Annotated in this window: 25 protein-coding genes; 10 read left to right on the forward strand and 15 right to left on the reverse strand. The window is 73.1% G+C overall.

Annotated features, from left to right (window positions below):
• Positions 1-112: 112 nt before the first annotated feature.
• Positions 113-763: an HAD family hydrolase gene (locus CLV70_RS12425; RefSeq protein WP_106126610.1), complete on the reverse strand. Its 651-nt coding sequence runs from the start codon at positions 761-763 to the stop codon at positions 113-115.
• Between the two features lie 162 nt (positions 764-925).
• Between CLV70_RS12425 and CLV70_RS12430 the strand changes: the two genes are divergently transcribed.
• The 4 genes from CLV70_RS12430 to CLV70_RS12445 all read left to right on the forward strand — a co-directional run bounded on the left by CLV70_RS12430 (position 926) and on the right by CLV70_RS12445 (position 3,735).
• On the forward strand, positions 926-1,501 hold the full coding sequence (locus CLV70_RS12430; protein WP_106126611.1) for a TetR/AcrR family transcriptional regulator: 576 nt from the start codon (positions 926-928) through the stop codon (positions 1,499-1,501).
• 61 nt (positions 1,502-1,562) lie between these two features.
• Positions 1,563-2,471, forward strand: coding sequence for a TIGR04222 domain-containing membrane protein (locus CLV70_RS12435; RefSeq protein ID WP_106126612.1), 909 nt, complete (start codon positions 1,563-1,565; stop codon positions 2,469-2,471).
• Positions 2,468-3,295 (forward strand): MbnB/TglH/ChrH family RiPP precursor modification enzyme, encoded by an 828-nt coding sequence (locus CLV70_RS12440; protein WP_106126919.1) that lies wholly within the window; start codon positions 2,468-2,470, stop codon positions 3,293-3,295. Before CLV70_RS12435 ends, CLV70_RS12440 begins: the two co-directional genes overlap by 4 nt.
• A 2-nt stretch (positions 3,296-3,297) precedes the next feature.
• The gene (locus CLV70_RS12445) at positions 3,298-3,735 is read left to right on the forward strand and encodes an SCO6045 C-terminal-like domain-containing protein (protein WP_106126613.1); all 438 of its coding nucleotides are present in this window, start codon (positions 3,298-3,300) and stop codon (positions 3,733-3,735) included.
• On the opposite strand, the gene CLV70_RS12450 is transcribed toward CLV70_RS12445, so the two are convergent.
• Complete coding sequence (locus CLV70_RS12450) at positions 3,728-5,653, reverse strand: HEAT repeat domain-containing protein (RefSeq protein WP_106126614.1); 1,926 nt, start codon at positions 5,651-5,653, stop codon at positions 3,728-3,730. The two genes, CLV70_RS12445 and CLV70_RS12450, sit on opposite strands and share 8 nt — an antisense overlap.
• A gap of 65 nt (positions 5,654-5,718) precedes the next feature.
• Between CLV70_RS12450 and CLV70_RS12455 the strand changes: the two genes are divergently transcribed.
• Positions 5,719-6,474 (forward strand): SDR family oxidoreductase, encoded by a 756-nt coding sequence (locus tag CLV70_RS12455; protein WP_106126615.1) that lies wholly within the window; start codon positions 5,719-5,721, stop codon positions 6,472-6,474.
• On the opposite strand, the gene CLV70_RS12460 is transcribed toward CLV70_RS12455, so the two are convergent.
• Positions 6,420-7,820, reverse strand: coding sequence for a UDP-N-acetylmuramoyl-tripeptide--D-alanyl-D-alanine ligase (locus CLV70_RS12460; RefSeq protein WP_106126616.1), 1,401 nt, complete (start codon positions 7,818-7,820; stop codon positions 6,420-6,422). The genes CLV70_RS12455 and CLV70_RS12460 overlap by 55 nt on opposite strands.
• A 44-nt stretch (positions 7,821-7,864) precedes the next feature.
• Positions 7,865-8,500 (reverse strand): M15 family metallopeptidase, encoded by a 636-nt coding sequence (locus tag CLV70_RS12465; RefSeq protein WP_106126617.1) that lies wholly within the window; start codon positions 8,498-8,500, stop codon positions 7,865-7,867.
• Positions 8,501-8,976: 476 nt separating this feature from the next.
• Here CLV70_RS12465 and mug point away from each other — a divergent pair, with 476 nt between their 5' ends.
• The gene (gene mug / locus CLV70_RS12470) at positions 8,977-9,477 is read left to right on the forward strand and encodes a G/U mismatch-specific DNA glycosylase (protein WP_106126920.1); all 501 of its coding nucleotides are present in this window, start codon (positions 8,977-8,979) and stop codon (positions 9,475-9,477) included.
• Between the two features lie 134 nt (positions 9,478-9,611).
• The gene (locus CLV70_RS12475) at positions 9,612-10,046 is read left to right on the forward strand and encodes a hypothetical protein (protein ID WP_106126618.1); all 435 of its coding nucleotides are present in this window, start codon (positions 9,612-9,614) and stop codon (positions 10,044-10,046) included.
• A gap of 649 nt (positions 10,047-10,695) precedes the next feature.
• On the opposite strand, the gene CLV70_RS12485 is transcribed toward CLV70_RS12475, so the two are convergent.
• The 4 genes from CLV70_RS12485 to CLV70_RS12500 form a co-directional block, all read right to left on the reverse strand.
• On the reverse strand, positions 10,696-12,624 hold the full coding sequence (locus CLV70_RS12485; protein WP_106126619.1) for an ABC transporter ATP-binding protein: 1,929 nt from the start codon (positions 12,622-12,624) through the stop codon (positions 10,696-10,698).
• 86 nt (positions 12,625-12,710) lie between these two features.
• Positions 12,711-13,490 carry an enoyl-CoA hydratase/isomerase family protein gene (locus tag CLV70_RS12490; protein WP_106126620.1) on the reverse strand — a complete coding sequence of 260 codons (780 nt, stop codon included), beginning with the start codon at positions 13,488-13,490 and terminating at the stop codon, positions 12,711-12,713.
• Positions 13,487-13,714, reverse strand: a complete 228-nt coding sequence (locus CLV70_RS12495; protein ID WP_015620263.1) for a helix-turn-helix domain-containing protein — start codon at positions 13,712-13,714, stop codon at positions 13,487-13,489. Before CLV70_RS12495 ends, CLV70_RS12490 begins: the two co-directional genes overlap by 4 nt.
• A 488-nt stretch (positions 13,715-14,202) precedes the next feature.
• A complete protein-coding gene (locus CLV70_RS12500) occupies positions 14,203-15,807 on the reverse strand; it encodes an ABC-F family ATP-binding cassette domain-containing protein (RefSeq protein ID WP_106126621.1) in 1,605 nt (534 codons plus the stop codon).
• A gap of 221 nt (positions 15,808-16,028) precedes the next feature.
• Between CLV70_RS12500 and ypfJ the strand changes: the two genes are divergently transcribed.
• Positions 16,029-16,946: a KPN_02809 family neutral zinc metallopeptidase gene (gene ypfJ, locus CLV70_RS12505; RefSeq protein WP_106126622.1), complete on the forward strand. Its 918-nt coding sequence runs from the start codon at positions 16,029-16,031 to the stop codon at positions 16,944-16,946.
• A gap of 77 nt (positions 16,947-17,023) precedes the next feature.
• On the opposite strand, the gene CLV70_RS12510 is transcribed toward ypfJ, so the two are convergent.
• From CLV70_RS12510 to CLV70_RS12525, 4 genes are read right to left on the reverse strand one after another with little or no spacing between them, the layout of a single operon-like run.
• Positions 17,024-17,314: a hypothetical protein gene (locus tag CLV70_RS12510; protein ID WP_106126623.1), complete on the reverse strand. Its 291-nt coding sequence runs from the start codon at positions 17,312-17,314 to the stop codon at positions 17,024-17,026.
• Entirely contained in the window at positions 17,304-18,119 is an 816-nt protein-coding gene (locus CLV70_RS12515) for a slipin family protein (protein WP_245908192.1), read from the reverse strand. Before CLV70_RS12515 ends, CLV70_RS12510 begins: the two co-directional genes overlap by 11 nt.
• Positions 18,116-18,778 (reverse strand): hypothetical protein, encoded by a 663-nt coding sequence (locus CLV70_RS12520; protein WP_211303750.1) that lies wholly within the window; start codon positions 18,776-18,778, stop codon positions 18,116-18,118. Before CLV70_RS12520 ends, CLV70_RS12515 begins: the two co-directional genes overlap by 4 nt.
• Complete coding sequence (locus tag CLV70_RS12525) at positions 18,775-21,189, reverse strand: nitric-oxide reductase large subunit (RefSeq protein ID WP_211303751.1); 2,415 nt, start codon at positions 21,187-21,189, stop codon at positions 18,775-18,777. The genes CLV70_RS12520 and CLV70_RS12525 overlap by 4 nt, the downstream gene beginning before the upstream one ends.
• Before the next feature lie 327 nt (positions 21,190-21,516).
• Here CLV70_RS12525 and CLV70_RS12530 point away from each other — a divergent pair, with 327 nt between their 5' ends.
• Positions 21,517-22,110: a LysE family transporter gene (locus CLV70_RS12530; protein WP_106126625.1), complete on the forward strand. Its 594-nt coding sequence runs from the start codon at positions 21,517-21,519 to the stop codon at positions 22,108-22,110.
• 88 nt (positions 22,111-22,198) lie between these two features.
• Here the strand turns inward: CLV70_RS12530 and CLV70_RS12535 are convergent, their stop codons facing one another.
• Together CLV70_RS12535 and CLV70_RS12540 are read right to left on the reverse strand one after the other, a co-directional pair.
• Positions 22,199-22,888 carry a histidine phosphatase family protein gene (locus CLV70_RS12535; protein ID WP_106126626.1) on the reverse strand — a complete coding sequence of 230 codons (690 nt, stop codon included), beginning with the start codon at positions 22,886-22,888 and terminating at the stop codon, positions 22,199-22,201.
• A 33-nt stretch (positions 22,889-22,921) separates the two neighbouring features.
• Positions 22,922-23,554 carry an acVLRF1 family peptidyl-tRNA hydrolase gene (locus tag CLV70_RS12540; protein ID WP_106126627.1) on the reverse strand — a complete coding sequence of 211 codons (633 nt, stop codon included), beginning with the start codon at positions 23,552-23,554 and terminating at the stop codon, positions 22,922-22,924.
• Positions 23,555-23,585: 31 nt separating this feature from the next.
• Between CLV70_RS12540 and CLV70_RS12545 the strand changes: the two genes are divergently transcribed.
• On the forward strand, positions 23,586-24,269 hold the full coding sequence (locus CLV70_RS12545; RefSeq protein WP_106126923.1) for a DNA alkylation repair protein: 684 nt from the start codon (positions 23,586-23,588) through the stop codon (positions 24,267-24,269).
• A 10-nt stretch (positions 24,270-24,279) separates the two neighbouring features.
• On the opposite strand, the gene CLV70_RS12550 is transcribed toward CLV70_RS12545, so the two are convergent.
• Complete coding sequence (locus CLV70_RS12550) at positions 24,280-24,996, reverse strand: hypothetical protein (protein ID WP_106126628.1); 717 nt, start codon at positions 24,994-24,996, stop codon at positions 24,280-24,282.
• Positions 24,997-25,034 lie beyond the last annotated feature (38 nt).

The following is a 25,034-nucleotide window of genomic DNA, read 5'->3' on the forward strand; positions in this document are numbered from 1 at the left end:
GAAGTTTCTGAACCTGGGCACGGCGAATGACAGCGACAGCCATGAGGTTCACCCCCTTCTTCGAGGAATTGCGTACGGGAGCACTCTCCCGGGGGATCCCGGGACGCGCAAGCTATTTTCCGGTGGCCATGATCGCGGAGAGGCCCTGGATGACGTTGCCCACCACGCGGGTCGGCGCGAAGCGGTTGTCGATCCACTCGCGGCCCCGGTGCAGCCACACGCTCGGTAGTCCCATCGCCGCGGCCCCGCCGATGTCGGCCTCCGGGCTGTCGCCGACGATCCAGGCGCCGCTCAGACGCATGCGGACCCGCTGGGCGGCGAGCGCGAAGATGCGGGGGTTCGGCTTGCTCACGCCGGCCTGCTCGGAGATGACCCAGTCGGCGATGTAGCGGTCCAGCCCGGTCCGCCTGATCCGGGATTCCTGCTGCTCATGGGGCCCGTTGGTGACCACGACGGGCACCCAGCCGGCGTCTCCGGCGATCTGCAGCGCGCAGGCCACCAGCGGATCGAGGCGCTCGTACGCCAGCGGCCCCTCGTGCAACTCCTCGAGCAGGTCGATGGACGGCACGTCGAGCTGGTACCGGTCGCGGATCAGGTCGGCGAGGTCCCACCGGGAGGTGAGCCCGTCGGCGTCGACGGACAGTAACCAGTCCAGATCCTCGTGCGGAGCGGCGATCTCGTCGAGGAATCCCTTCGCCCACAACTTGAACGCACCGCTGCGATCGAGCAGGGTGTCATCCAGGGCGAGGAAGACGAGAGGCACCCGGGCACTGTACGTGAGTGACAACGGGGGCGAACAGCCCAAGAGTGTTAACAATGCACCGGCCGGTCGGGTCTTTTCGCATCATCAGGAGGCTCCCGCGGCGGCTGCCAAGCCGTACGTACGGATTGCAAGCGGCGCCGGCGGCGTGACACCATCGCATCCGTGCCCAGGGTAAGCCAGGACCAGCTAGAAGCCCGCCGCCACGAGATCCTCGCGGCGGCGCGCGGGTGCTTCGCCCGGTACGGCTACGAGGGCGCCACGGTGCGCCGCCTCGAGGAGGCCACCGGACTGTCCAGGGGCGCGATTTTCCACCATTTTCGCGACAAGGACTCCCTCTTCCTCGCGGTGGCCGAGGACGACGCCGCCGCCATGGTCGAGACGGTCGCCCGCAACGGCCTCGTCCAGGTCATGCGCGACCTGCTGGAACGCGCCGGGTCGAGCGGCGACACGGCCGGCTGGCTCGGCAGCCAGCTCGAGGTGTCCCGGCGGCTGCGCACCGACCCGGAGTTCGCCAAGCGCTGGAGCGAGCGGGCGGCGGCGGTCGCGGCGGCCACCCGGGACCGCCTCGAGCGCCAGCGCGACGCCGGGGTGCTGCGCGAGGACGTGCCGGTCGACGTGCTGACCCAGTTCCTGGAGCTCGCGTACGACGGGCTCGTGCTGCACCTGGCGACCGGCCGCCCGGCGGGCGAGCTCAGCCGGGTTCTGGACGTGGTGGAGGCGGCGGTACGACGGCCCTGACCCCCGGCGTTGCGGCGACCTGCACAATGAGGCCATCAGCCTGCGGCAACGGGAGGGTCACATGGAGTTCGCGGCATCGGGCGACACCTGGGGCGTACCCGGGCCCACCTTCCTCTTCCTGTACCTCGGCGCCGTCGCGGCGGTGGCCGTCGCGGCCGCCCTGCACCGGCGTTCGCTGTTCGCCGGCGACCGCGGCGCGCGCGTCGAGAACCTCGGTGCGCAGCAGGTCGCGTACCTGAACGGCGGCGACCGGCTCGCCGTGTACTCCTCGCTCGGCGGGCTCCGCGCGGCCGGCGCGATCGGCTCCGCCGGCGACAAGACCCTCTCCCAGACGGGGCCCCTGCCGAGCGGCGTCACGCCACTGGACACCGCGGTCTACAACGCGGCCGGGCGCCGGATCCGCGCCCGCGAGGTCCTCACCGACCAGTGGGTACGCTCCGCGCTCGACCAGCTCCGCGGCGGACTGGAGGCGAACGGTCTCGCCGTCGGCGCGGCGACGCGGCGGACGGCCCGGCTCTGGGGGTTCGCCGCCCTCGCGCTCCTGGTCGTGGGCATCGCGCGCCTGTTCGCCGGCCTCGCCAACGACAAGCCGGTCCTGTTCCTGGTCTTCGCGCTGGTCTTCGCCGGCTTCGTCACGGTCACCCTGGCGCGGGCCAACCGCATCGCGACCCGCGCGGCCGTCGACGGCATGGCGGACCTGCGCCGCCGCCACGACTACCTCTCGCCCCGCCAGTCTCCGTCGTACGCGACCTACGGTGTCAGCGGCGCGGCGATGGGCGTGGCCCTGTTCGGCGCGGCGTCGCTCTATTCGATGGACCCGGCGTTCGCCGCCGAGGCCGAGATCCACCGCACCGCGACCGCGGGAGGCAGCACCTTCGACTCCGGCGGCTCCGGATCGAGCTGCAGCGGCAGCAGCAGTTCCTGCGGTGGGGGCAGCTCGTGCGGCGGAGGCGGCGGGTGCGGCGGATGATCCCGTACGGCGTGGGCATCGGCTGGCGCCCCGAGATCGCCGGCTTCGTCGCGGCCCTTCCCGGCCTGCGCTTCGCCGAGGTGGTCGCCGAGTCGGTGCACGCGCACGGCGACCTCCCGGCGGGGCTGACCGGCCTGCGGGAACGCGGCGTCGCCGTGGTGCCGCACGGGGTGAAGCTGTCGCTGGGCGGCGCCGAACCGGTCGATCCGGCCCGGGTCACCCACCTCGCCGCCGTGGCCCGGCGGCTGGAGGCGCCGCTGGTCAGCGAGCACATCGCGTACGTACGCGCGGGCGGCGTCGAGGCCGGGCACCTGCTGCCGATCCCGCGCAGCCGCGAGGCCGTGGACGCGGTGGTGGCCAACGTCCGGCGTACCCGGGAGGAGCTGGACGTCCCGATCGCCCTGGAGCCGATCGCGGCGCTCTTCGACTGGCCGGACGACGAGCTGGACGAGGCCGCGTTCCTGACCGAGATCCTCGACCGGTCGGAGGCGCTGCTGCTGCTCGACGTGGCCAACGTGTACGCCAACGCCCGCAACCGCGGCACCGACCCGGCGGCGCTGTTCGACCGGCTCCCCCTCGAGCGGGTGGCGTACTGCCACGTGGCGGGCGGTTCGGCACACGACGGCGTCTACCACGACACGCACACCGACGCCGTGCCGCAGGAGGTCCTGAACCTGGTCGCCGAGCTGTGCGCCCGGCACCGCCCGCCCGCGCTGATGCTGGAACGCGACGGCTCCTACCCGCCCGCGGCGGAGCTGACCGCGGAACTGGACGCGATCGCCGCCGCCTCCGGCTACCCGGCGATCACACGAGCAGGAGCGTGAGCGTGAGCGGGCTGGCCGCGCGGCAGGCGGCGCTGGTGGCGGCGCTGACCTCGGGTGCGCCCGTACCCCCGGGGTTCGATGCCCGGAGGGTCGAGGTCGCGCGGGTCGCGCTGCTGCGCAAGCGGGCCGGTGAGGTCGCGCGGCAGTGGCCCGGCCTGGCGGCGGCCCTGGGTCCGCGATGGCACGGCGTGTGGGCCGGCTGGGCCGCGACCCGCCCCACGGACGGCTCCCTGCGCGACGGCTGGGACCTGGCCCGGGAGCTGGCCGCGCGCGATGACCTGCCGCCGGCGGCCGGGGCCGAGCTGGCCACCCGGGAGGCCACGATGCGCTACGACGGCACGACCGCGCCCCGCCCGCGCCGGTTACCGGCCGTGCGCCGCGCCGCCGGCACGATCGTCGTCCAGGCCGCGGGCCGCGTGCGCGTCCTGCGCGCTACCTGACCAGGATGTCGCGCAGCACCTCGTCGGTGCGCACCACATCGTCGTCCGCACCGCCGGTGAGCAGCCGCTCGTCGCTGCCGGCCAGCCGCGTGAGCGCCTCCTGCGCGCCCAGCTCGCGGAGCAACCCGATCGCGGCCACCGTGCGCCGGCCCCGCCCGATCGCGGCCAGCACCACCGGCACCAGCTCGCCGGCCGGCACGCCGAGGCGGCACAGGGCGCCCGCCGCCTCGACATCCGCCCAGGGATCGCCGAGCAGCGACCGCAGCTCCGGCTCCCACACCCGCATCTCGCCGAGCCATCCGCCCGCGCCCCGGACCCCGGCGGCCCCCGGCAGGGCGGCGCCCGCGTCGCCGGCCAGCTCCGCGACGGCCGTGGCCGCCAGGGCCGCGCGCGGGCCGCCGGCGGTGAGGACGGCGTGGACCGTCGGCAGGGCCGCCGTCGTGTCCCCGGTCGCGGCGATCACCACCCGGGCGGCCAGCAGCTGCGCGGCGCACTGCGCCGGGGTCGCGGCCGCCTCCCCGGTCAGCAGCAGCTCGAACTCCGGCACCAGCGGCTGCGCCAGCGGGCCGAGCAGCTCCACGACCCCCGGCGGGATCGGCGGGCGCGCGGTGAGCAGGGCCCGCAGGGCGGGGGCCGGGTCGCCGGTCAGCCGGAACAACGTCGTGGCGGCGAGCAGGCCGCCGGGCCGGGTCGCGGCCGTACGCAGCCCCGGGATCATCGGCGCGGCGGCGTGCCCCACCGCGAGCAGGGCCCGGATCGCCGGCGCGGGCGCGTACGGGAGGACGGCGAGCAACTCGGGCACGGCCGGCCCGGCAGCGGCCTCCCACCGGGCGATGATCCCGCACAGCACCTCGATCGCCGGCAGGCCGTCCGGCGTACCGGCCAGGGCCGTGAGCCGCCCGCGGACGGCCTCCAGGACCTCCGGCGTACACGGTATCGGCAGCAGGCTGCGCGGCGGCCGGGTCGCCAGATGGACCCAGCGCGGGTCACCGACCAGCATCAACGTCTCGATCGCGGCCGGCCGCGCGTCGCCGGGAGGACCCGCTGCCGCCTCGCTGAGGACGTCGGCGAAGCGGGCCGCCGCCCGGCCGCACCGGCGCAGCGCGAGGATCGCGTCGTCGCGGAGGTCCGGGTCGTGCAGCACCGGCTCGAGCAGCGGCACGAGCACCGCGGGCGCCGACCGGGAGACCTCGCAGCGGCGGGTCAGCGCCCGGATCGCGGCCCGCCGGGTCTCCGGTACGGCCGACCGCAGCAGCCGGGTGAGCAGCCCCGGATCGGCGACCGCCGGCACGACCACGTCCAGCCAGTCCGCCGGCGCCCAGCGCAGCCACGGCACCTCGGCACCCGCCTCCGCGGCGACCGCCAGGCCCTCGATCACCGCCGGGTCGCGGGGGAACGGGCCGCCGTCGCGGACGAGGGTCACCGCCGCTGCCGCGCGTACGGAAGGAGAAGCGTCGGTGATCGCGGCCGTGAGCCGCATCGCCGGGACCAGCGACGCGCGCACGCCGGCGTCGGTCTCCACCTCCCAGCGGGCCCAGAGGACCGCCTGGTCGACGTCGCACTGCGCCAGCGCGTAGGCAGCCGCCGCGCGGATCGCGGGCTCGGCGTGCGACAGCAGCGGCAGCAGCCGGCGGGTCTCGGCACGCACCGCCTCGCGGACCAACTCGGTCTCGCCGGCGGTCTGCGCCGGATCGGCCAGCAGCGCCACCATCCACAGGAAGTCCGGCCGGCCCTGCTCACCCAGCGACACCAGGAACGGCACCGCCGCGGCCGTCGCCGGATACACCGTGCCCCGCGCGAAGATGCTGCCGTAGAGCTCGTCGAGCGCCGCCTCGCGCAACATCGCCGGAACGTCGTGGGCGGGACCGTGGGCGTGATGCAGCGCCGGCCAGTCCACGCCATCGAGTTCGTCGAGCACCGGGGCACCCTACCCGGACCCGTCCGGCGTGGGATCGCACCCGCGGTAGTGGCAGGATCGTGGTCATGGATCTGGGCCTCGCCGACCGCGTCTACGTCCTCACCGGAGCCTCCCGGGGTCTCGGCTTCGCCACCGCGCGGGCCCTCGTGGCCGACGGCGCCCGGGTGGTGATCTCGTCCCGATCGTCGTCCGCGGTCGACGCGGCGGTCGCCACGCTCGGCGCCGGGGCCGCCGGGGTCGTCGCCGACCTCACCGACCCCGGCACGCCGGAGCTGCTGATCAGCGCCGCGACCGAGCGGTTCGGCCGGCTCGACGGCGCGCTGATCTCGGTGGGCGGCCCGACCCCCGGCGCCGTCGCCCAGCTCGGCGACGACCAGTGGCGGGAGGCGTTCGAGACGGTCTTCCTGGGTTCCGTACGGGCGGCCCGCACGTTCGCCGCCGCGCTGCCCTCCGGCGGCGCCGTCGCCCTCGTCCTGTCCACGTCGGCGCGGACCCCGATCCCGGGCCTGGGCCTGTCCAACGGCCTGCGCCCCGGGCTGGCCGGCGCCGCCAAGGACCTGGCCGACCAGTTCGGGCCCCGCGGCGTACGCGTGCTCAGCCTCCTGCCGGGACGGGTCCTGACCGACCGCAACCGGGAGCTGTTCGCGGCCTCCGGCGACCCGGAGCAGGCGGCGGCGGAGGCCGCGGCGTCCGTGCCGCTGGGCCGGCTCGGCGAACCGGACGAGTTCGGGCGGGTGGCGGCGTTCCTGCTCTCCCCGGCGGCGAGCTACCTCACCGGCATCTCGGTGCCGGTCGACGGCGGGGCGCTGCGCGCGATCTGATCGGCGTCGATCAGGGCCTCGGCCACCGCCGAGAGCCCCAGGCCGTGGGACGCCTTGACGAGCACGACGTCGCCCGGCTCGATCAGCCCCCGCAGCACGGCGGCGGCCGTCTCCCGGTCCGGGGCGTACACCCCGCCGTAGCCGGCCGCATCCCGATTGCCCACGGCCACCACGACGTCCACCCCGAGGCGTACGGCGGCCCGCCCGACCTCGGCGTGCGCGGTGGCCGACCCCTCGCCCAGCTCGTTCATCTGCCCGAGCACGGCGACCGTCCGGCGGCGCCCGGCGGCGACGGCGACCAGCGCCCGCAGCCCGGCGACCATCGACTCGGGGTTGGCGTTGTACGCGTCGTCGAGCACCGTCACCCCGTCGGGGCGCTCGCTGAGCCGCATCCGCCCCTCCGACCGCGGCGTCGCGGCGCTCAGCGCGTCGGCGACCAGCCACACGTCGTGCGTGTGATCCAGGGCCACCGCGGCGGCGGCCAGCGCGGCCGTGACGAAGTGCTCGCCGTGCAGGCGCAGGGAGACCTCGGCCGAGCCGGCGGGGGTCCGCAGCACGAACCGCGCCCGCGCGGCCCCGTCCAGCATCACCCGCTCGGCGCGGATCCGGGCCGTGCTGTGCCGCCCGAACGTCACCACCCGCGCCGCCGTACGCCCGGCCATCGCCGCCACCACCGGGTCGTCCGCGTTGAGCACCGCCAGGCCGTCCGCGGGCAGCGCCTCCACCAGCTCGGCCTTCGCCCGCGCGATCGCCTCCCGGCTGCCGAACTCGCCGAGGTGCGCGGTGCCGACGCCGAGCACCACCCCGGTGTGCGGCCGGACGATCGGCATCAGCGCGGCGATGTCACCCACGTGCCGGGCGCCCAGCTCGGCGACGAGGAACCGGGTCTCCGCGGTGGTGAGCAGCACGGTCTCGGGCACGCCCAGCTCGTTGTTGCGGTTGCCGGGCGGCGCCACGGTCGGCCCCAGCCGGCCCAGGACCTGCCCGAGCAGGTCCTTCGTGGACGTCTTGCCGGACGAGCCGGTCACGCCGATCCGGTGCACCCCGGGCAGCCGCGTGACGAGCTCGGCGGCGAGCCGCTGGCAGGCGTCGCGCACGTCGCCGACGACCACGGCCGGGACGCCGACGGGCCGGGACGCCAGCACGGCGGCGGCACCGTCCGCGACGACCCGCGCGGCGAACTCGTGGCCGTCGCGGCGGGCTCCGGCGAAAGCGGCGAACATCCCGCCCGGCTCGACCTTGGCGGTCTCGTAACGCAGCGGACCGGTCACGGTGATCTCCGGGTCACCGTCACACACAGTTCCGCGTACGGCCGCAGCAATCTCGGCGAGAGTCAGGGGAATCATGGCCGGAACCCTAGCCACCACGCGCACGTGGCTACCTTGCGTGACTAGAGAGGCCCGTACGGTGCGTGAGAGGCGCCGGTCATCAGGGCCCAGTAGCGGTCGCCGTACGACCAGTGCCACCACTCGGTCGGGTAGTTCACCAGCCCGACCGCGGTGAGCGCATCGATGAGCAACCGCCGGTTCTCCCCCGCCGCCGCGCTGATGTTCCGGGCGCCGGTGAAGCAGGCGTTGTCGCTCTCCACCGGGGTGGCGTCGAGGGGCGTACCCATGTCGAGCTCGATGCCGTCGGGAGTGCACAGCGTCAGGTCGATCGCGCCGCCGGTGCTGTGCGGCGCCACCTCGACCGGGGACACGAACTTGCTCGTCTCCACCAGCAGCCGCGCCGGCGGCCAGCCGGGATGCAACTCCCGCAACCGGTCCCGGTAACCGTTGAAGATCGCCTCCTGGGCCGCGTACGACCGGTACCCCTCGACGACCAGCACCCGCAGCCCGTCCGGCAGCTTGAGCTGCGCGTCCACCAGCCGCGACGCCACCTCGGCGCGCAGCCGGGCGTACGCCCCCTCGGCATCGGCGGCACGGTCGTCGAGCCGCAGCTCCGGCACGTCCCGCACGTCGACGAGCGGCTCACCGTCCTCCGCACAGGGCACGGCGGCGACACGCGGATCGGACAGCAGGATCATCCCGTGAACTCCTGGTCTGCGAGGCGGCCGGCCGCCCCAGCGTCCCGGCTTTCCGCGCCGCCCGCCGACGCCCCGCCGGCGACCACACGTACGAGATCCCTCACCCTGCCTCCTCCACACCGTCCGCCCGAGTCTCACAGCGCCCGTCCAGCCACGCCTCAGCCCCGGGCGCCCGTCCCGGGCCCGGCGAGCGCCCGGCTTCCGGTCGATAGGCTCGGCGAATGACCTCCCGGCCCGGATCGCCGACCTCGCCCGCCGCGGGTCACCACTCACCGGATGTGCCCGTTAGTGCCCCCGACCCGGCCCGTTCGTCCCGCCCGGCCCCACCCGCCGCGCCGCCCGCTCCCGCCTCCCGGCCCGCTGCCCGGTTCGCCGCCGCTGTCCCGCCGGCCGCCGCTGCTGCCCCACCCGCCGCCGCTCGGTCCGGTCTTGTCCGGCCCAGCCGGGCGGAGGTCGCGGCGGCCGGGGACCGGACCATTCCGGACGTGGGCGGGCCGGGCCTGCGGGTGCTCTTCTCGGGCATCAACCCGAGCCTCTACTCCGCGGCGACCGGCCACCACTTCGCCCGCCCCGGCAACCGCTTCTGGCCCGCCCTGCACCGGTCCGGCTTCACGCCGCGCCTGCTGCACCCCTCCGAGCAGTGGACCCTCCCCGAATCCGGCCTCGGCATCACCAACGTGGTCGCCCGCGCCACCGCCCGGGCCGACGAACTCTCCCCCGCCGAACTCGTGGCCGGCGGCGAGATCCTGGCGTCCCTGGCCGGCCGCTGGCGTCCCCGCTACCTGGCGGTGCTCGGCGTGACGGCCTACCGCACGGCGTTCGCCCGCCCGAAGGCGACGATGGGCCCCCAGCCGGACCGGATCGCGGGCGTCCCGGTCTGGGTCCTGCCGAACCCGAGCGGCCTCAACGCCCACTACACGGTGGACACGCTCGCCGCCGCCTTCGCCGAACTCCGCGACGCCGCCGGACCGTTCTGAGCACAAAAGGGTGCCCGGAAACGGGCGAACGCGCACAGATCCCCAGCCCGACTTGCCCCCGTCCGTCACCCGTCCGAGGATCGGTTAAACCTTCAACCAAGAGGTTGCAGGATCGCTCGCGGATGAGGAGAGACATGAAGCGCACGATCCCGGTCCTTGCCGCCGTCGCCGGCGTCCTCGGAGCCACCCTCACCGGCACCGCCCCCGCCTCCGCGGCCGGCGCCGTCGACTGCAACTCGCCCGAGTACACGCGGGTGCTGGAGACGTACATCCCCACCAACATCCAGCGCCCGGCGGTGGACGGCCGCCAGTACAACATCAACGGCCCGGACGCCTTCACCTACCAGGTCTGCGTCGACATCCCGGACACCTCCACCTTCACCATCGAGGTACGCGACTGGGCCCCCAACGGCGGCCCCCAGACCGTGTGGACCGACGACCGCCCCGGCGACAAGGTCTTCCGCTTCCCGGCCGGCGCCAACCACTTCTGGCAGGTGTACGGCACGATGACCGGCCCCGGCAGCACCTACATCACCTACAAGTGGGCGGAGAAGCGCCTCCCGGCCTGACCGCCGAGCGACCGGCCGCCTCGGTGGGCGAGGCGGCCGGCCCCCCAACACCCCAACCCGACCGGCCCGGCGACCCGGCCCGGCGGCGCGGCACGGCGGCACGGCGGCACGGTCCGACGACACGGCGGCACGGCCCGGCGACTCGGCGGCAGGCCCGACGGCACGGCCCGGCGACACGGCGACACGGCCCGGCGGCACGGCGGCACGGCGGCACGGCGGCACGGCGGCACGTCCCGACGGCACAGCCCGGCATGCGGCTCCCCTCAGCCCGGCCAGCACAGCGCTCGCGCCGGCGCCCTGCCCAGCGGCTCCACCGACACACCCGGCGCCCCGGCGAGCGGCCCGGCCCCCGGCCCCGGCCTTGCGGACGGCCCGGCGCGCGAACGGCCCGGCGCACAGACGAACCAGCGCGGACAAACCAGCGCGGACGAACCAGCGCGCAGACGGCCCGACACGGCGGACGAACCAGCGCGGACGAACCAGCGCGCAGACGGGCCGGCGCGCGGACGAGCCAACGCGCGGACGAGCCAACGCGCGGACGAGCCAACGCGCGGACGAGCCAACGCGCGGACGAGCCAACGCGCGGACAGACCCCGACCCCAACGGACCAGGGCACGAACAGACCAGGGCGCGGACAGGCCGGGTGGGGTCAGGGTTCGATCGGGGTGGGGATGGGGAGGATGACCGGTTCCACGTCCGGGGTCAGGGGGGTGCTGTCCGCGAACTGGGTGCGGTAGAGCTCCGCGTACAGCCCGCCGGCCGCGACGAGGTCGGGGTGGCGGCCTCGTTCGACGATGCGGCCGTCGTCGAGGACCAGGATCAGGTCGGCCTCGCGGACCGTGGAGAGGCGGTGGGCGATCACCAGGGCGGTGCGGCCGGTGAGGGCCGCCGCGAGGGCTCGCTGGACCGCCGCCTCGGACTCGCTGTCGAGGTGGGCCGTCGCCTCGTCGAGGATGACGATGGACGGCTGCTTGAGCAGGAGCCGGGCGATCGCGATGCGCTGTTTCTCCCCGCCGGAGAAGCGGTAGCCGCGTTCGCCGACCACGGTGTCCAGGCCGTCCGGGAGGGAACGGACGAGGTCCGCGACCTGGGCTCCGCGCAGCGCCTCCCACATCTGCTCGTCGGTGGCGCCGGGGCGGGCGTAGCGCAGGTTCTCCGCGATGGTCTCGTGGAAGAGGTGCGAATCCTGGGTGACCACGCCGATGGTGTCGCGCAGCGAGTCGAGGGTGGCGTCGCGCACGTCGACCCCGCCGACCAGGACCGAGCCCTCGGTGGCGTCGTAGACCCGGGAGACCAGCATCGACGTGGTGGATTTCCCGGCACCGGACGGGCCGACGAGCGCGACCATCTGTCCCGGCTCGACGGTGAAGTCGACGCCGCGCAGGACGGGAGCATTCTCCGTACGGTCGAGCGCACTGACGTCCTCGAGCGTGGCCAGCGAGACCTCGTCGGCGCTCGGGTAGCGGAAGTGCACGTCGCGGAACTCGAGCCGGCCGGCCCCGTGCGGGATGGCGGCCGCGCCGGGTTTCTCCTCGATGCCGGGCCGGAGGTCGAGCACCTCGAAGACCCGGTCGAAGGAGACCAGGGCGCTCATCACGTCGACGCGCACGTTGCTCAGCGCGGTCAGCGGGCCGTAGAGGCGGGTCAGCAGCAGCGCCAGGGTGACGACCGTGCCCGCGGTGACGCTGCCCGTGACGGCGAGCCAGCCGCCCAGCCCGTACGTCAGGGCCTGGGCGAGCGAGGCGACCAGCAGCATCGCGACGAAGAACGTGCGGGAGAACATGGCCTGCTGCACGCCGATGTCGCGGACCCGCTGGGCGCGCTCGCCGAAGCGGGCCGCCTCCGCCTCGGGCCGCCCGAAGAGCTTGACCAGCAGCGCGCCGGAGACGTTGAAGCGCTCGGTCATCGTCGCGTTCATCTTGGCGTCGAGGTTGTACGACTCCCGGGTGATCTCGGCGAGCCGCTTGCCGACCCGGCGCGCCGGGATGATGAACAGCGGGAGCATCACCAGCGACAGCGCGGTGATCTGCCAGGAGAGGCTGAACATGACCGCGGCGGTGAGCACGAGCTGGATGACGTTGCTGACCACCCCGGACAGCGTGGAGGTGAACGCCCGCTGGGCGCCGGTGACGTCGTTGTTGAGCCGGCTGACCAGCGCGCCCGTCTGCGTACGCGTGAAGAACTGCAACGGCATGCGCTGGACGTGGTCGTAGACGCGGGTGCGCAGGTCGAGAATGATCCCCTCGCCGATGCGGGCCGAATACCACCGCTGGGCGAGGGACAGGAACGCGTCGGCGATCGCCAGCACGGCGATGCTCAGCGCGAGGCGGACGACCGTGGACCCGGCGTCGGGCCCGCCGCCGGTGATCGCGTTGACCACGTGGCCGGCGAGCACCGGGGTGGCCACGCCGATGACCGCGGCGAGCACCACCGTGACCAGGAACACGGCGATGTCGCGCCGGTAGGGCCGGGCGAAGCGCAGGATCCGCCGGGTCGTGCCACGGCTGAGCCGGTGCTGAGTGACCCGCTCAGCGTTCTGGATCGAGCGGAGCATGGTCCAGCTCGAGCCCCCGGACATGGGTCCCACGCGTCACCTCCCGGCGTCGTCTCCTCGGCAGGCCCCAAGTGTGCCCGCCGGGTATGACAACGTGGGAGGCGCGCTGGTTACTCCTGCCCGGTGAGGTCGCGCAGGCGCCGGGTCTGCGCCTCCCGCTCCGCCCGGTCCTGCTCGTCGTAGGTGCGCGGCGGCGCCCCGGCCAGCAGCGCCTTGATCTCCGCGACCGCGCCGGCGTCCGCCGCCACGATCGCCGCCGCGAGGTCGTTCACCGCACCGTCCAGCTCGGCGCGCGGCACGACGGCGGTGGCGAGCCCGATCCGGTCCGCCTCGTCGGCCGGGATGCGCCGCCCGGTCAGGCAGATCTCCAGCGCCCGGGACGGGCCGACGAGTTCGGTGAGCCGTTTGGTGCCGCCGAGATCGGGTACGAGCCCCAGGGTCACCTCCGCCATGGAGAAGCGGGCGTCGTCGGCGAGCACGCGCATGTCGCAGTTGAGCGCGAGCTGGAATCCGGCGCCGATCGCGTGTCCCTGTACCGCCGCGATGGTGACGAGCGAGGGCCGCCGTAACCACGTGAAGGCATCCTGGAAGCCCGCAATCCGATCCGCGCACTCTTCCGGCGACAAGCGGGCCAGGACAGGCAACGAAGAATCGCCGTCGCCGCGCGCGACCGACAAGTCGAGTCCCGCGGAAAAAGCGCGTCCCTCGCCCCGGACAATGACGACTCGGACGTCTCCCGGCATTTTCCGGGAAATGTCGGTGAGCTCCGACCACATGGCCGGCGTCTGCGCATTGAGCACATCGGGCCGGTCCAACGTCACCGTCGCGACCGGCCCGTCCTGCGCGTACCGGACGCCGGCCTCGGATCCGGCGGCTGGGCTGGTCGTCACGCCTTCTTGCGACGACGGGCGCCGCCCCGCTGGCGCAGTTGCACGCCCGACTCGGTCAGCACCCGGTGCACGAATCCGTACGACCTTCCGGTGGAGGCGGCGAGCGCGCGAATGCTCTCCCCGGAGGTGTAGCGCTTCACCAGGTCCTTGGCGAGCGTCTGACGCTCGCTTCCGACGATTCGACGACCCTTCTCAGTGCTGGTGGCTGTGCCGGTGGCTGCCATGTTGAATCCTCACGTCCCAGACTGTGCGGTTCGATACGGTCCCACCTATTAGACCGCCTCCAACGATCATGCGCTAGGTATCGGACGTTGGTGAGCGTGCCCATTTATCGCTGTCAGGAACCCGACGATGACCACGCGCATCAATGTCAGACAGATGACGCGGGGGCCCGATCGGGCGGGAAAGAACGGTGTCCGGCGCGATTGGCGGCCCGCCCGGCGGGCGGTGGGCCCCGCCGCCGGCCGGCTGGATCAAGGCGGGATGACCTGCGCAAACATCATCGGGCCGGCGGGCGGACAACGATGTCACCCAGCGTCTACCGAGCGTTCACGGTGGGACGTGATCCACTGCCCGAACGGGCACCGGGGCCCCCGGCGGAGGCACCCGCCGGGACCGTCAGCGCAAGCCGGGACGCGCAGATGTCGCACTGTCTGTGTGGGCACCAGTTGACAACTGACGATGCCCATGATCCCCGATCAAGCGACGTTGATCACGCCAGCTCGACGAGCTCCAGGAGGTCGTCGCTCCACGCGTCCTCGTCGCCGTCGGGCAGCAGGATGGCCCGGTCGGGCTTCAGCGCCTGCACCGCACCCGCGTCGTGGGTGACCAGCACGATGGCGCCCGGGTAGTTGGCGATCGCGTCCAGCACCTGCTCGCGGCTGATCGGGTCGAGGTTGTTCGTCGGCTCGTCCAGCAGCAGCACGTTGGCGCCGGAGCAGACCAGCGTGGCCAGGGCCAGCCGGGTCTTCTCACCGCCGGAGAGCACGCCCGCGGGCTTGTCCACGTCGTCGCCGGAGAACAGGAACGCGCCGAGGATCTTCCGCAGCTCGGTGTCGGTCTGCTCGGCCGCGGCGCTGCGCATGTGCTCGAGGATGGTGCGATCCACGTCCAGGGTCTCGTGCTCCTGGGCGTAGTAGCCCAGCCGCAGGCCGTGCCCCGGCCGCACCTCGCCGGTGTCGGAGTCGAGCAGGCCGCCGAGGATGCGCAGCAGCGTGGTCTTGCCGGCGCCGTTCAGGCCCAGGATGGCGACCCGGGAACCCCGGTCGACCGCCACGTCGACGTCGGCGAAGATCTCCAGCGAACCGTACGACTTCGACAGGCCGACCGCCGTCAGGGGCGTCTTGCCGCAGGGCGCCGGGCTCGGGAACCGCACCTTGGCCACCCGGTCCGAGACGCGCGCCTCCTCCAGCCCGCTGAGCAGCTTCTCGGCGCGGCGGGCCATGTTCTGCGCGGCGACCGTCTTGGTGGCCTTGGCGCGCATCTTGTCGGCCTGCGCCATCAGGGCGCCCGCCTTCTTCTCCGCGTTGGCGCGCTCGCGGCGCCGCCGGCGCTCGTCGGTCTCGCGCTGCTCCAGGTACGTCTTCCAGCCCACGTTGTAGACGTCGATCACCGAGCGGTTGGCGTCGAGATACCAGACCTTGTTGACGGCCGCCTCGAGCAGCGACACGTCGTGGCTGATCACGATGAGGCCGCCCTTGTGCTGGGCCATGTAGCCGCGGAGCCAGGTGATGGAGTCGGCGTCGAGGTGGTTGGTCGGCTCGTCCAGCAGCAGGATGCCCTTGCCGTTCTGGCCGGAGTTGGCGAAGAGGATGCGCGCCAGCTCGATGCGGCGGCGCTGACCGCCGGAGAGCGTGCCGATCGTCTGGGCCAGCGCCCGGTCGGGCAGGCCCAGGTTGGCACAGATGCGCGCGGCCTCGGCCTCGGCCGCGTACCCGCCGAGGCTGGCGAACTGGTCCTCGAGCTGGCCGTAGCGCCGGATCAGCTTCTCGTCGGCGCTCTCCTCCAGCTTCACCTCGAGCTTCTGCATCTCGGCGAGCAGCGTGTCGAGGCCCCGCGCGGAGAGCACCCTGTCCCGGGCGGTGACGTTCAGGTCGCCCGTACGGGGGTCCTGCGGCAGGTAGCCGACCTCGCTGGTGCGGCTGAGCTCTCCGGCATAGGGCTGCCCCTCGCCGGCGAGGACCTTCAGGGTGGTCGTCTTGCCCGCACCGTTGCGGCCGACCAGGCCGATCCGGTCGCCGGGCTGCACGCGCAGCGTGGTCGGGGACAGCAGGATCCGGGCGCCGGCGCGAAGTTCGAGTCCGGTGGCGGTAATCATGGGGAGACGTCTCGCTCTCGGGAAGAAGGCTGGCTCAGGGCACACGGAGGCGCCGGCCGTGGAACACCCGGCCGGGCGCGGGGCAGTCAGCCTTCGCAGAGCAGCACCCGACGATTGTACCGGGCGCCCCCGGCGACCTCCCACCCGATTAACCGGGAAGATCATCGGGTACACGCCCCACACACGTGCCGAGCGCGCGGGCCCCGTGCCCGGGAGGACAGATGGAACTCAACGAGAACGCCAGGATCGACACGAGCCAGATCGACGACCAGCGTTCCTCCGGCGGGGGCGGTGGCGGCGGCATCGGCGGCCTGCCCATCGGCGGAGGCGGCCTGACCGGCATCATCGTGACCGTGCTGATCGCACTGGTCGGCGGCTACTTCGGCATCAACGGGCTGTCCGGGGGCGGCGGCGAGCCCCAGGCCGGCGACAACACGTCGCTGCAGCAGGAGTGCTCCCAGGCGGACGCGATCAAGCAGCTCGACTGCCGCAACGCGCTGTTCGTCAACTCGATCCAGGACTACTGGGCGGACGCGTACCCGCAGAACTTCGGCGACCCGTACAAGCCGGCCAAGACCGTGTTCTTCGCCAACCGGGTGCAGACCAAGTGCGGTGCGGCGGACTCCGGTGTGGGCCCGTTCTACTGCCCGGCCGACGACCTCGTCTACATCGACCTGACGTTCTACAAGCTGCTCGCCGACCAGCTCGGCGCGCCGGGCGAGTTCGCCCAGCCGTACGTGCTCGCGCACGAGTACGGCCACCACATCCAGGACATCTCCGGTACCGAGGCGGCGATGCGCCGCGAGCAGCAGCGCGACCCGAGCCAGGAGAACAAGCTGTCGGTCAAGCTCGAGCTGCAGGCGGACTGCTACGCGGGCGTGTGGGCCAAGAACGCGACCGGCACCGACGTCGGCGGCCAGAAGATCTTCAAGAGCATCACCGAGCAGGACATCCAGGAGGGGCTCGACACCGCCAGCAAGATCGGCGACGACACCCTCCAGCAGCGCAGCGGCGGCTCGATCAACCCGGCCGAGTTCACCCACGGCACCAGCGCCCAGCGCCAGGAGTGGTTCAGCACCGGCTACAAGAGCGGCTCCCCGAAGAGCTGCGACACCTTCGCCGCCGGTGCGGTGTCCTGACCCGGCCGGGCAGGGAAGCGGCGGGAGCCGTGTCACCGAAGCCGCCGACTCGCGGGACGGAGGGACACGGCCCCTGCTCAGTCCGTGATCGTTCTCCGGTCGCGGAGAATGCGGCGTACGCCCAGGAGCGCGAGACCGAGTCCGCCGCCCGCGACGAGGAAACCGAGGAAGAGGAACAGGAAGATCGGGCTCATGCCGAGGGCCCTGTTCCCGGTACCGAGCAGCGAGCCGATGAGAAATCCGAAGAGCGGTGCCAGAACTGCTACCCCGCTGCCGAGGATGACCAGCCACACGCCCGGCGGGACCGGGGTCAGCTGGATCGGGCGGCCTTCCCCGGGGCCCGGGTCCAGGTCGGGGTCAGTGGTCATGGGGAGTCCTTTCCGCGGCCCGGATCACCGGTGAGGTGCCGTTGATGCCGGGCGCGGCTGTGCCGCGGACGGCGTCGAGGAAGGGGCCGATGATGTCGATGGGCAGGGGAAAGACCACGGTGGAGTTGTGGTCGGCGCCGAGTTCGAGCAGGGTCTGCAGGTAACGGAGCTGGAGGCTGGCCGGGCTCTCGCTGAGGGTCTTCGCCGCGTCGCGCAACTCCGCCGAGGCCTGCAGCTCACCACGAGCGTTGATCACCTTCGCCCGCCGCTCCCGCTCGGCCTCGGCCTCGCGGGCCATCGCCCGTTGCATCGCCTCGGGGATCTCGACATCCTTGATCTCCACGACCTCGACCTCGACGCCCCATGGTTGCGTCATGGCGGCGATCGACTTCGCGAGGTCCTCGTTCAGGTCGGCGCGGTGGGCGAGCAGCGTGTCGAGGTCCGCGCGGCCGACGACGGACCGGAGCGTGGTCTGGGCGATCTGGGACGTGGCGACCGCGTGGTTCTCCACCGACATCACGGACTTCACCGGGTCGGTCACGCGGAACAGCACGACGGCGTTGACCCGGGCCGGCACGTTGTCGCGGGTGATCACCTCCTGCGGCGGGATGGTCAGGGTGACGACCCGCAGGTCCACCCGGATGAGTTTGTCGACGCCGGGCAGCAGCAGCCGGACGCCGGGTCCCAGCGGCTCCCGCAACCGCCCCAGCCGGAACGCCACGCCTCGCTCGTACTCCTTGAGCACCCGCATCGACGCGACGGCCACGACGAGCAGCAGCAGGGCGACGGTGATCGCGGCGATCACCTTGCCGCCTCCGGCCCCGGCCCGCGCCGGTCGGACCCGTAGCTCGAACGCCGCCGCGTCAGCTCCGAAGCGGCGGCCTCACGCTCGGCGACGGCATCGTCGAGTGAGCGGTGGACCACACCCTCCGGGATGAACACCGGAGTGCGGCGCAGATGTGACCAGAGCGGCAGGCTCAGCAGCAGCGCCGCGATCACCGCCACGCAGAGGACCAGCAGCGAGTCGGAGCCGGGCCCGGTGAGAGCGGTGCCGACCGGCCACACCAGTCCGAACGCCACCACGGTGCAGGCGAGACCGCGGTAGAAGCGCGCCGACTCGGAAGCCGGCCACGAGTCGACCGCCCGCTGGACCTCGCGGCCGGACGGGGAGGTCGTGCAGGTGTCCCTGACCGGGCAGGCGTTGCATACGGACGGGGTGGCGCGGTAGCGCATCACCCGGTTCTGCGCGTCGAAGGACCGGGGCCAGAGCCACTGGTCCTGCGGGCACTGCCACGCGTCATGGTCGGAGTGGTAGACGAAGCCGCCGGACAGACCACCCTCGGAGACGGCCGCCGCGCGGCGCGCCAGCCCGTCGATCACATACGCGAGTCCCACGAGCGTCAGGCAGTACGCCGCCGCCAGCCACACCTCCGCCGCCACCGCGGAGGCCGAGAAGTGGATCACCGGCCTTCCCCCTCCTCGCGGCGGTCGGAGGTGTAGCGGCTCCGCGCCGCGGGAGTCTCGCCCGTCGCGGGTGACGTGCCGGCCATCACCGGAAGGCCCGTACGGTCCTGGGCCGCCTCGGCGGTCTCCTCGACGTAGAGCGTCTCCGCGGGCAACTCGGTCGCCGTCGGCTTGATGCCGTGCCGGATGCCGAGATAGGCGATCCACAGGAACGGCAGCACACCGCCGATGATCAGGATGAGGTCGCCCGGCATGCGCATCCACTCGAGCAGGGCGTTGCCGGGCTCCGTGAGGTAGTTCAGGGTGCGGGCCTCGAAGTATCCGTCGTTGACCGAATGCCACAGCTGCAGGATGCCCAGCGGGAGCAGGGTCACGAACACCATCCAGGCCAGGCCGATGTTCAGCGACCAGAAGGAGAGCTTCGCCAGCTTGTCCGGCCACTTCGCCGCCGGGACTATGTACCGCAGCGCGAAGAGCGCCAGACCGACCGCGAGCATGCCGTAGACGCCCATCATGGCGCCGTGTGCGTGGTTGGCGGTCAGCGCCGTGCCGATCTGGTAGTAGGACACGATCGGCAGGTTGATCAGGAAGCCGAAGACGCCGGCGCCGACGAAGTTCCAGAAGCCCACAGCCACCAGGAACATCACCGCCCAGCGATGCGGGAACGGCGCGCTGCTGCGGGTCTGCTGCCGGGCACCCAGTTGCAGGAACGTCCACGCCTCAACGGTCAGGAACGTCAGCGGGATCACCTCCAGGGCGGAGAAGAACGCGCCGAGCGCCATGTGCTCCACCGGCGTGCCGGAGAAGTACAGGTGGTGCATGGTTCCGATCACGCCGCCCGCGGAGTAGAGGATCACGTCGAGGAAGATGAGGTGGATGGCGATCCGTCGCCGCACCACGCCCAGCATCACGAAGATGTAGGCCACCATCACCGTGGTGAACAACTCCAGGAAGTCCTCCACCCAGAGGTGGACGACCCAGAACCGCCAGAATTCCGCGACGGTCAGGTGGCTACCGGTCGACGCCAGCATGCCGACCGCGTAGAACGCCGGGATCGCCAGGCCGGAGTACAGGAACAACCACGGCATGTTGAGCTTGTGCTCGGTTCGCAACCGCGAGCGGATGCCGCGATAGATGATCGCGATCCACAGGAAGAGTCCGACCACCAGCAGGGCCTGCCAGAATTTCGGCAGGTCGAGATACTCCCACTGCTGGTCGAAGAAGATCGACCCCTTCGCCCAGCCGGCGCCGAAGGTGCTGATCGCCTCGCCGCTGAGCGAACCGACGACCACGACCACCAGCGCGCCGAGCAGCCCCCAGGCCAGCCAGTGCTGCCGGCGAGGCTCCCGCCCGGCGATGATCGGCGTCAGGAAGATGCCGGCCGCGAGGAAGGCCGCCGCCGTCCAGAACAGCGACAGCTGCACGTGCCAGGTGCGCGCCAGGTTGAACGGCAACACCCGCGCCAGGTCGATGCCGAAGAAAGTGCTCAGGTCCGCGCGATAGTGCTCGATGGCGCCACCGAGCAACGCCTGGACCAGGAACAGGGCGGCCACGACGAAGAAGAACCACGCGGTCACCTTCTGCGCCTTGGTGATGCGCACCTCGCCGGGCTGGCGGAACGCCAGGGCCGGCTGCTCGGACGCATGCCAGCCGATCGTGCGGCTCCACCGCCCGTACAGCGCGAACAGCGCACCCAGGCCGACCAGCAGAGCGGTCAGCGACAGGCCCGACCAGACCACGATGTCGGCGGTCGGGGTGTTGTCGACCCGAGGCTCCGGCGGCCAGTTGTTGGTATAGGAATAGTCGTGCCCGGGACGTTCCGCGGCGCTCGCCCACGCCGTCCACGAGAAGAACGCGGTCAGTTCGCGGATCTCCCGGGGATCGGTGATCACCTGCGGAATCAGCCCGAACTTGGTGCTGTCGGTGCCGAAGAACGTGGCATAGTGCCGGGTCGCGTCCTCGAACGCCGACACCTGCTCGGCGGTGAACACCAGGTCGCCCGTGGCCGCGTCGTAACGATTCTCACGGAGCATCCGCTTGGCGGCCTCGGAAGGCTCCTGCTGCCCCGAGCCGGCCAGCTGACCCTTGATGTGGTCGGCCGAGATACGCAGATACTCAGCGGTGTAGTCCGGCCCGAGGTAGCCGCCGTGCCCCATCACGGAGCCGTACTGCTGCAACCCCCGGCGCAGGAAGGTCTGCTGCCCGGCCGTCACATCCGCCCCGGTATACAGCACCTGGCCGCCGGGACCGACCACCCTTTGCGGCAGCGGCATCGAATCGGTGTAGGTCCGCAGGGCCAACATGCCCATGACGAAGAACCCGAAGACCATCACCAGGGCGACGCCTTGCACCCATCCCTTGGAGAGCTTCAGCTCCGCCCGCTCGGAGTCCTGCCGCACCTGATCAGACAACTCTCGGCCTTCCATCCCGCTGAGATGACACTCGACCACGCCGAGTAGCCGGAGTGTGTCTTTCGCAGCACGCCTGCCGCTCCGGAATGGGCAAAGTGCACCTTTTCGAGGTAAAAGGTCAATTTCTTACGCCTCGGCGAGAGCCCCGGCTGATTGCGGCGCGTTGCCGGCCACCTCCGGAAATCCGTTGCCCGGTCGTGGCGGCCCGCCCCACCATGACCGGGTGACCGCACCGATCCCGCCGAAGCAGACCGCCGCCGCCGCTCCCGTTCCGGGCCGGCGACAGCAGCGTGTGCCCGGCGGCCCGGCGGTCCCCGTACCCGGGTCATGACGGGCGCGTTCCTGGCCGGCGTGGTCGCCGGCTACGGCGTCGCCGTGCCCGTCGGCGCGATCGCCGTCCTGATCGCGGGCCTCACGGCCCGTACGTCGCTGCGGGTCGGCGCCGCCGCGGGCCTCGGGGCGGCCACCGCCGACGGGGTGTACGCCCTGATCGCGGTCCTCGGCGGCGCCGCACTGGCCGGCGCCATCGCCCCGGTCGCCGCTCCCCTGCGCTGGGCCGCCGCCGCGGTCCTGCTGCTCCTGGCGGCCCACACCGCGTGGTCGGCCCTCGCCCGGCCCGCCACCGTACGCGACACCGACCGCACCACCCCGGCGGCGGCGTACCTCGGCATCCTGGGCCTCACCCTGCTCAACCCGGCGACGGTGGTCTACTTCGCGGCCCTCGTGCTCGGGCGCGGCGGGGAGGGCGGCGGCGGCTGGTTCGTCCTCGGTGCGTTCCTCGCGTCGGCGAGCTGGCAACTGCTGATCGCCGGAAGCGGCTCGCTGGTCGGCCGCTTCCTGACCGGCGAGCGCGCCCGCCTGATCACCGCCCTGGTCTCGAGCGCCGTCATCGCCGCCCTGGCGGTCGCGCTCGTGGCGTGAAAGCTCCCGACGGCTGAGATCTCCCGTTTCCGCGAGAGCTTCCCGCGAAGGCTCCGAGCTGCGACCGCCCGCGGCGGCAGGGCGGGCGTCAGGCGTCGAGGTGGTCGACGAGGTTGTAGCCGTCCAGGACCAGCCGGCCGGACGAGCCGTCGAAGCGGGTGATCGACGCGTTGCGGACCGGGCCCGCGCCGGCCGCCGCCTCCACCCCGTCCCAGTCCAGCTCCTCGATGACCGCCCGCATCATCAGCACCACCGAGTCGTGCGCGACCACGAGCACCCGCCGGCCGGCGTGGTCGCGCCCGAGGTCGGCGAGGAACGTGGTCAGGCGGGCGGCGATGTCCTCGAAAGCCTCGCCGTTCGGCGGCCGGTACCCGTACTCCCCCGCGGCGGCCAGGCGGCCGGGCTCGTCCGGGAACCGCTGCTCGATCGCCGCGCGGGTCAGCATCTCCAGGTCGCCGAGGAGCCGGTCGACCAGGCGGTCGTCGGTGCGCGGCGCGGGCAGCTCGCGCCCCGACGCCGCCGCGGCGATCCGCCAGGTCTCGCGGGCACGCAGATACGGCGAGGTGATCACCACCTCCGGCAGGCGTCCCCCGGGCAGCCCGGCCAGCCACCGGCCGACCGCGCGGGCCTGCCCGGCGCCGACCTCGGTCAGCGCGACGTCGGCGTCCCGGCCGGTCAGCCCGGACTCGAGCAGGCCGGCCGCATCGGCCTCCGGAAAGGCCACGTTCGAGGCACTCTGGCCGTGACGGATCAGCACGAGTTCGGCGACGGCACCCACAAAATCAACCCTATCCGGTACGCCGGGAAGCGCTCACGGGTCGCGAACGAGGATCCGGACCGCGCGGGCAAGGGCCACCGCGTCCTCGAGAACCGCCCGGCGCGGCTCCGGCACGTCGAGGAAACGCTCGTGGCGCAGCGGCAGGAGCGCCGCCAGGTGCGGGGCGGCGAGGACCGTGTCCACCGCCGTACGGTCGCCGCCGGTGACCAGCGTCGTGAGCGTGGCCACATGCGGCAGCAGGATCCGCCCGGCGATGGCACCGGCGTCGGCGGCGGCGGCCTTCGCCTGGTTGTCCCGCCGGCGGGCGAACCGCTGCTGGGACCAGCCTCCGGCGGCCGTACGGCCCTGCACGTAGTGGGTGTCGACCTTGGAGGCGACGAGCGTCGCGCCCTCGGCCACCCCGGCCGCCACGGCACCCTTGCGGACCAGGAGCAGCCCGATCCGGCGCGGTGTCATCGCCCGGTCCCGCAAACCGTCGAGGTCGTCCACCTCCGGTACGCCCGGAGGCGCGAGCACCTCGGCCGTGGCTCCGTCCGTACCCGTGAGCATCAGGCCCTGGATCGTGTGACCGCCGTGGCGCGAGCCGAAGTTCTCCACCCAGCGGGTGAGGCGCTCCGGGGGCACGTCGACCCAGCGTCCCCCACCGGCTGCCGGTCGTGCGCTCATGACCTCACCCTACGGTGGCATGATCCGGCTCATGACCCGACCGCTCGCCGCCCAGGTCCTCGACCGGCTGGTGCGTTCCTTCGAGGCCGCCCGCGACCCGGAACGGGCCTGGCACGCCGAGGCGTACATGCGCGACCAGTTCCCGTTCATCGGCCTGCCGGCGCCGGCGCAGCGGGCCCTCGGCCGGGCCGTCGTCGACGGGCTTCCGGCGCCGGACGAGGACGACCTGCGCGACGTGGTGCTGGCCTGCTGGGAGCTGGAGGAGCGCGAATACCAGTACTTCGCGTGCGACTGGCTGCGCAGGTACGTGGCAGTGCCCGGCCCGGGATTCCTGTCGACGGCGCGCGTCCTGGTCACCACGAAGTCCTGGTGGGACACGGTCGACCCGCTGGCGACCCGGTTCGTCGGCGGCCTCGTCGCCCGGCATCCCGGCCTGCGCGCGGAGATGGACGCGTGGGCCGCCGACGAGAACCTGTGGGTGGTGCGGACGGCGCTCTTGCACCAGCTGCACTACGGGGAGGACACGGACACCGACCGGCTGTTCGGCTACTGCACCCGGCAGGCGGGGCATCGGGACTTCTTCGTGCGCAAGGCGATCGGGTGGGCGCTGCGGCAGTACGCGCGCACGGACCCCGGGGCGGTGCGGGCGTACCTCGCCGGGCACCGCCACATCCTGTCGCCGTTGTCGGTCCGGGAGGCGAGCAAGCACCTGTGAGGCACGGCTCTCACGGGAGGGCGCCGAGCCCGGCCAGCAGTTCGATCCGCTCCCCGGCGTCGAGGACCCGGTAGATCGGCTCGTCGCGGCGGTCGGTGTCGTCCTCGACGGCCCGGCGGCGCGGGCCGGCGGGCAGCGCGCTCACCTGCGCCGCGGTCAGGCCCGCCGCCCGCCACGCCGCGCGGTGGGCATCGGCCCGGTGGTGCCGCAGCGCGCCCAGCCGGGTCATCAGGCGCAGCTCCGGCGAGGCGTCCGCGGGCTCGTACACCGGCGCCATCGCCCGGAAGGCGGCACCACCGGTGGCCTGTCCCGCCTCCAGCAGGCGCCCCACCAGGTCGGCGAGGCGGGGCACCGCCGGCGGACCGGGCAGCACCGAGTCCAGGGGCGGGCCGGGGGCCCAGCGCTCCGCCGCGACCTCGCCGAGCACCCGCTGCACGGCCCCGGCCACGGTCCGGCCCCGATCGGTGAGCCGCCACGTCCCGTCGGCGTCGACCTCGGCGATGCCCTGCCGGAGCTCCGCGCTCATGTCCCCGCCGCCGTAGACGGTCGCCGCCGCGAAGCTCGCGGCCGGCATCGGGCGGGCCAGCAGTCCGAAGTAGAAGCTGCTCTCGAAGCCGGGCGTGAGGCCCCGCTCGGCGTAGACGGCGAGCACACGGTCGCGACCGCTCGCCCGCGTACCCACGTAGACCCGGTCGATGACCGGCCGGATGCTCCCCGCGTAACCCATGACCGCCGAGAATAAACCGCCGCGCCCCTCGGACGGGA

The organism is Pseudosporangium ferrugineum (genome assembly GCF_003002065.1).
Taxonomy (GTDB): Bacteria; Actinomycetota; Actinomycetes; order Mycobacteriales; family Micromonosporaceae; genus Actinoplanes; species Actinoplanes ferrugineus_A.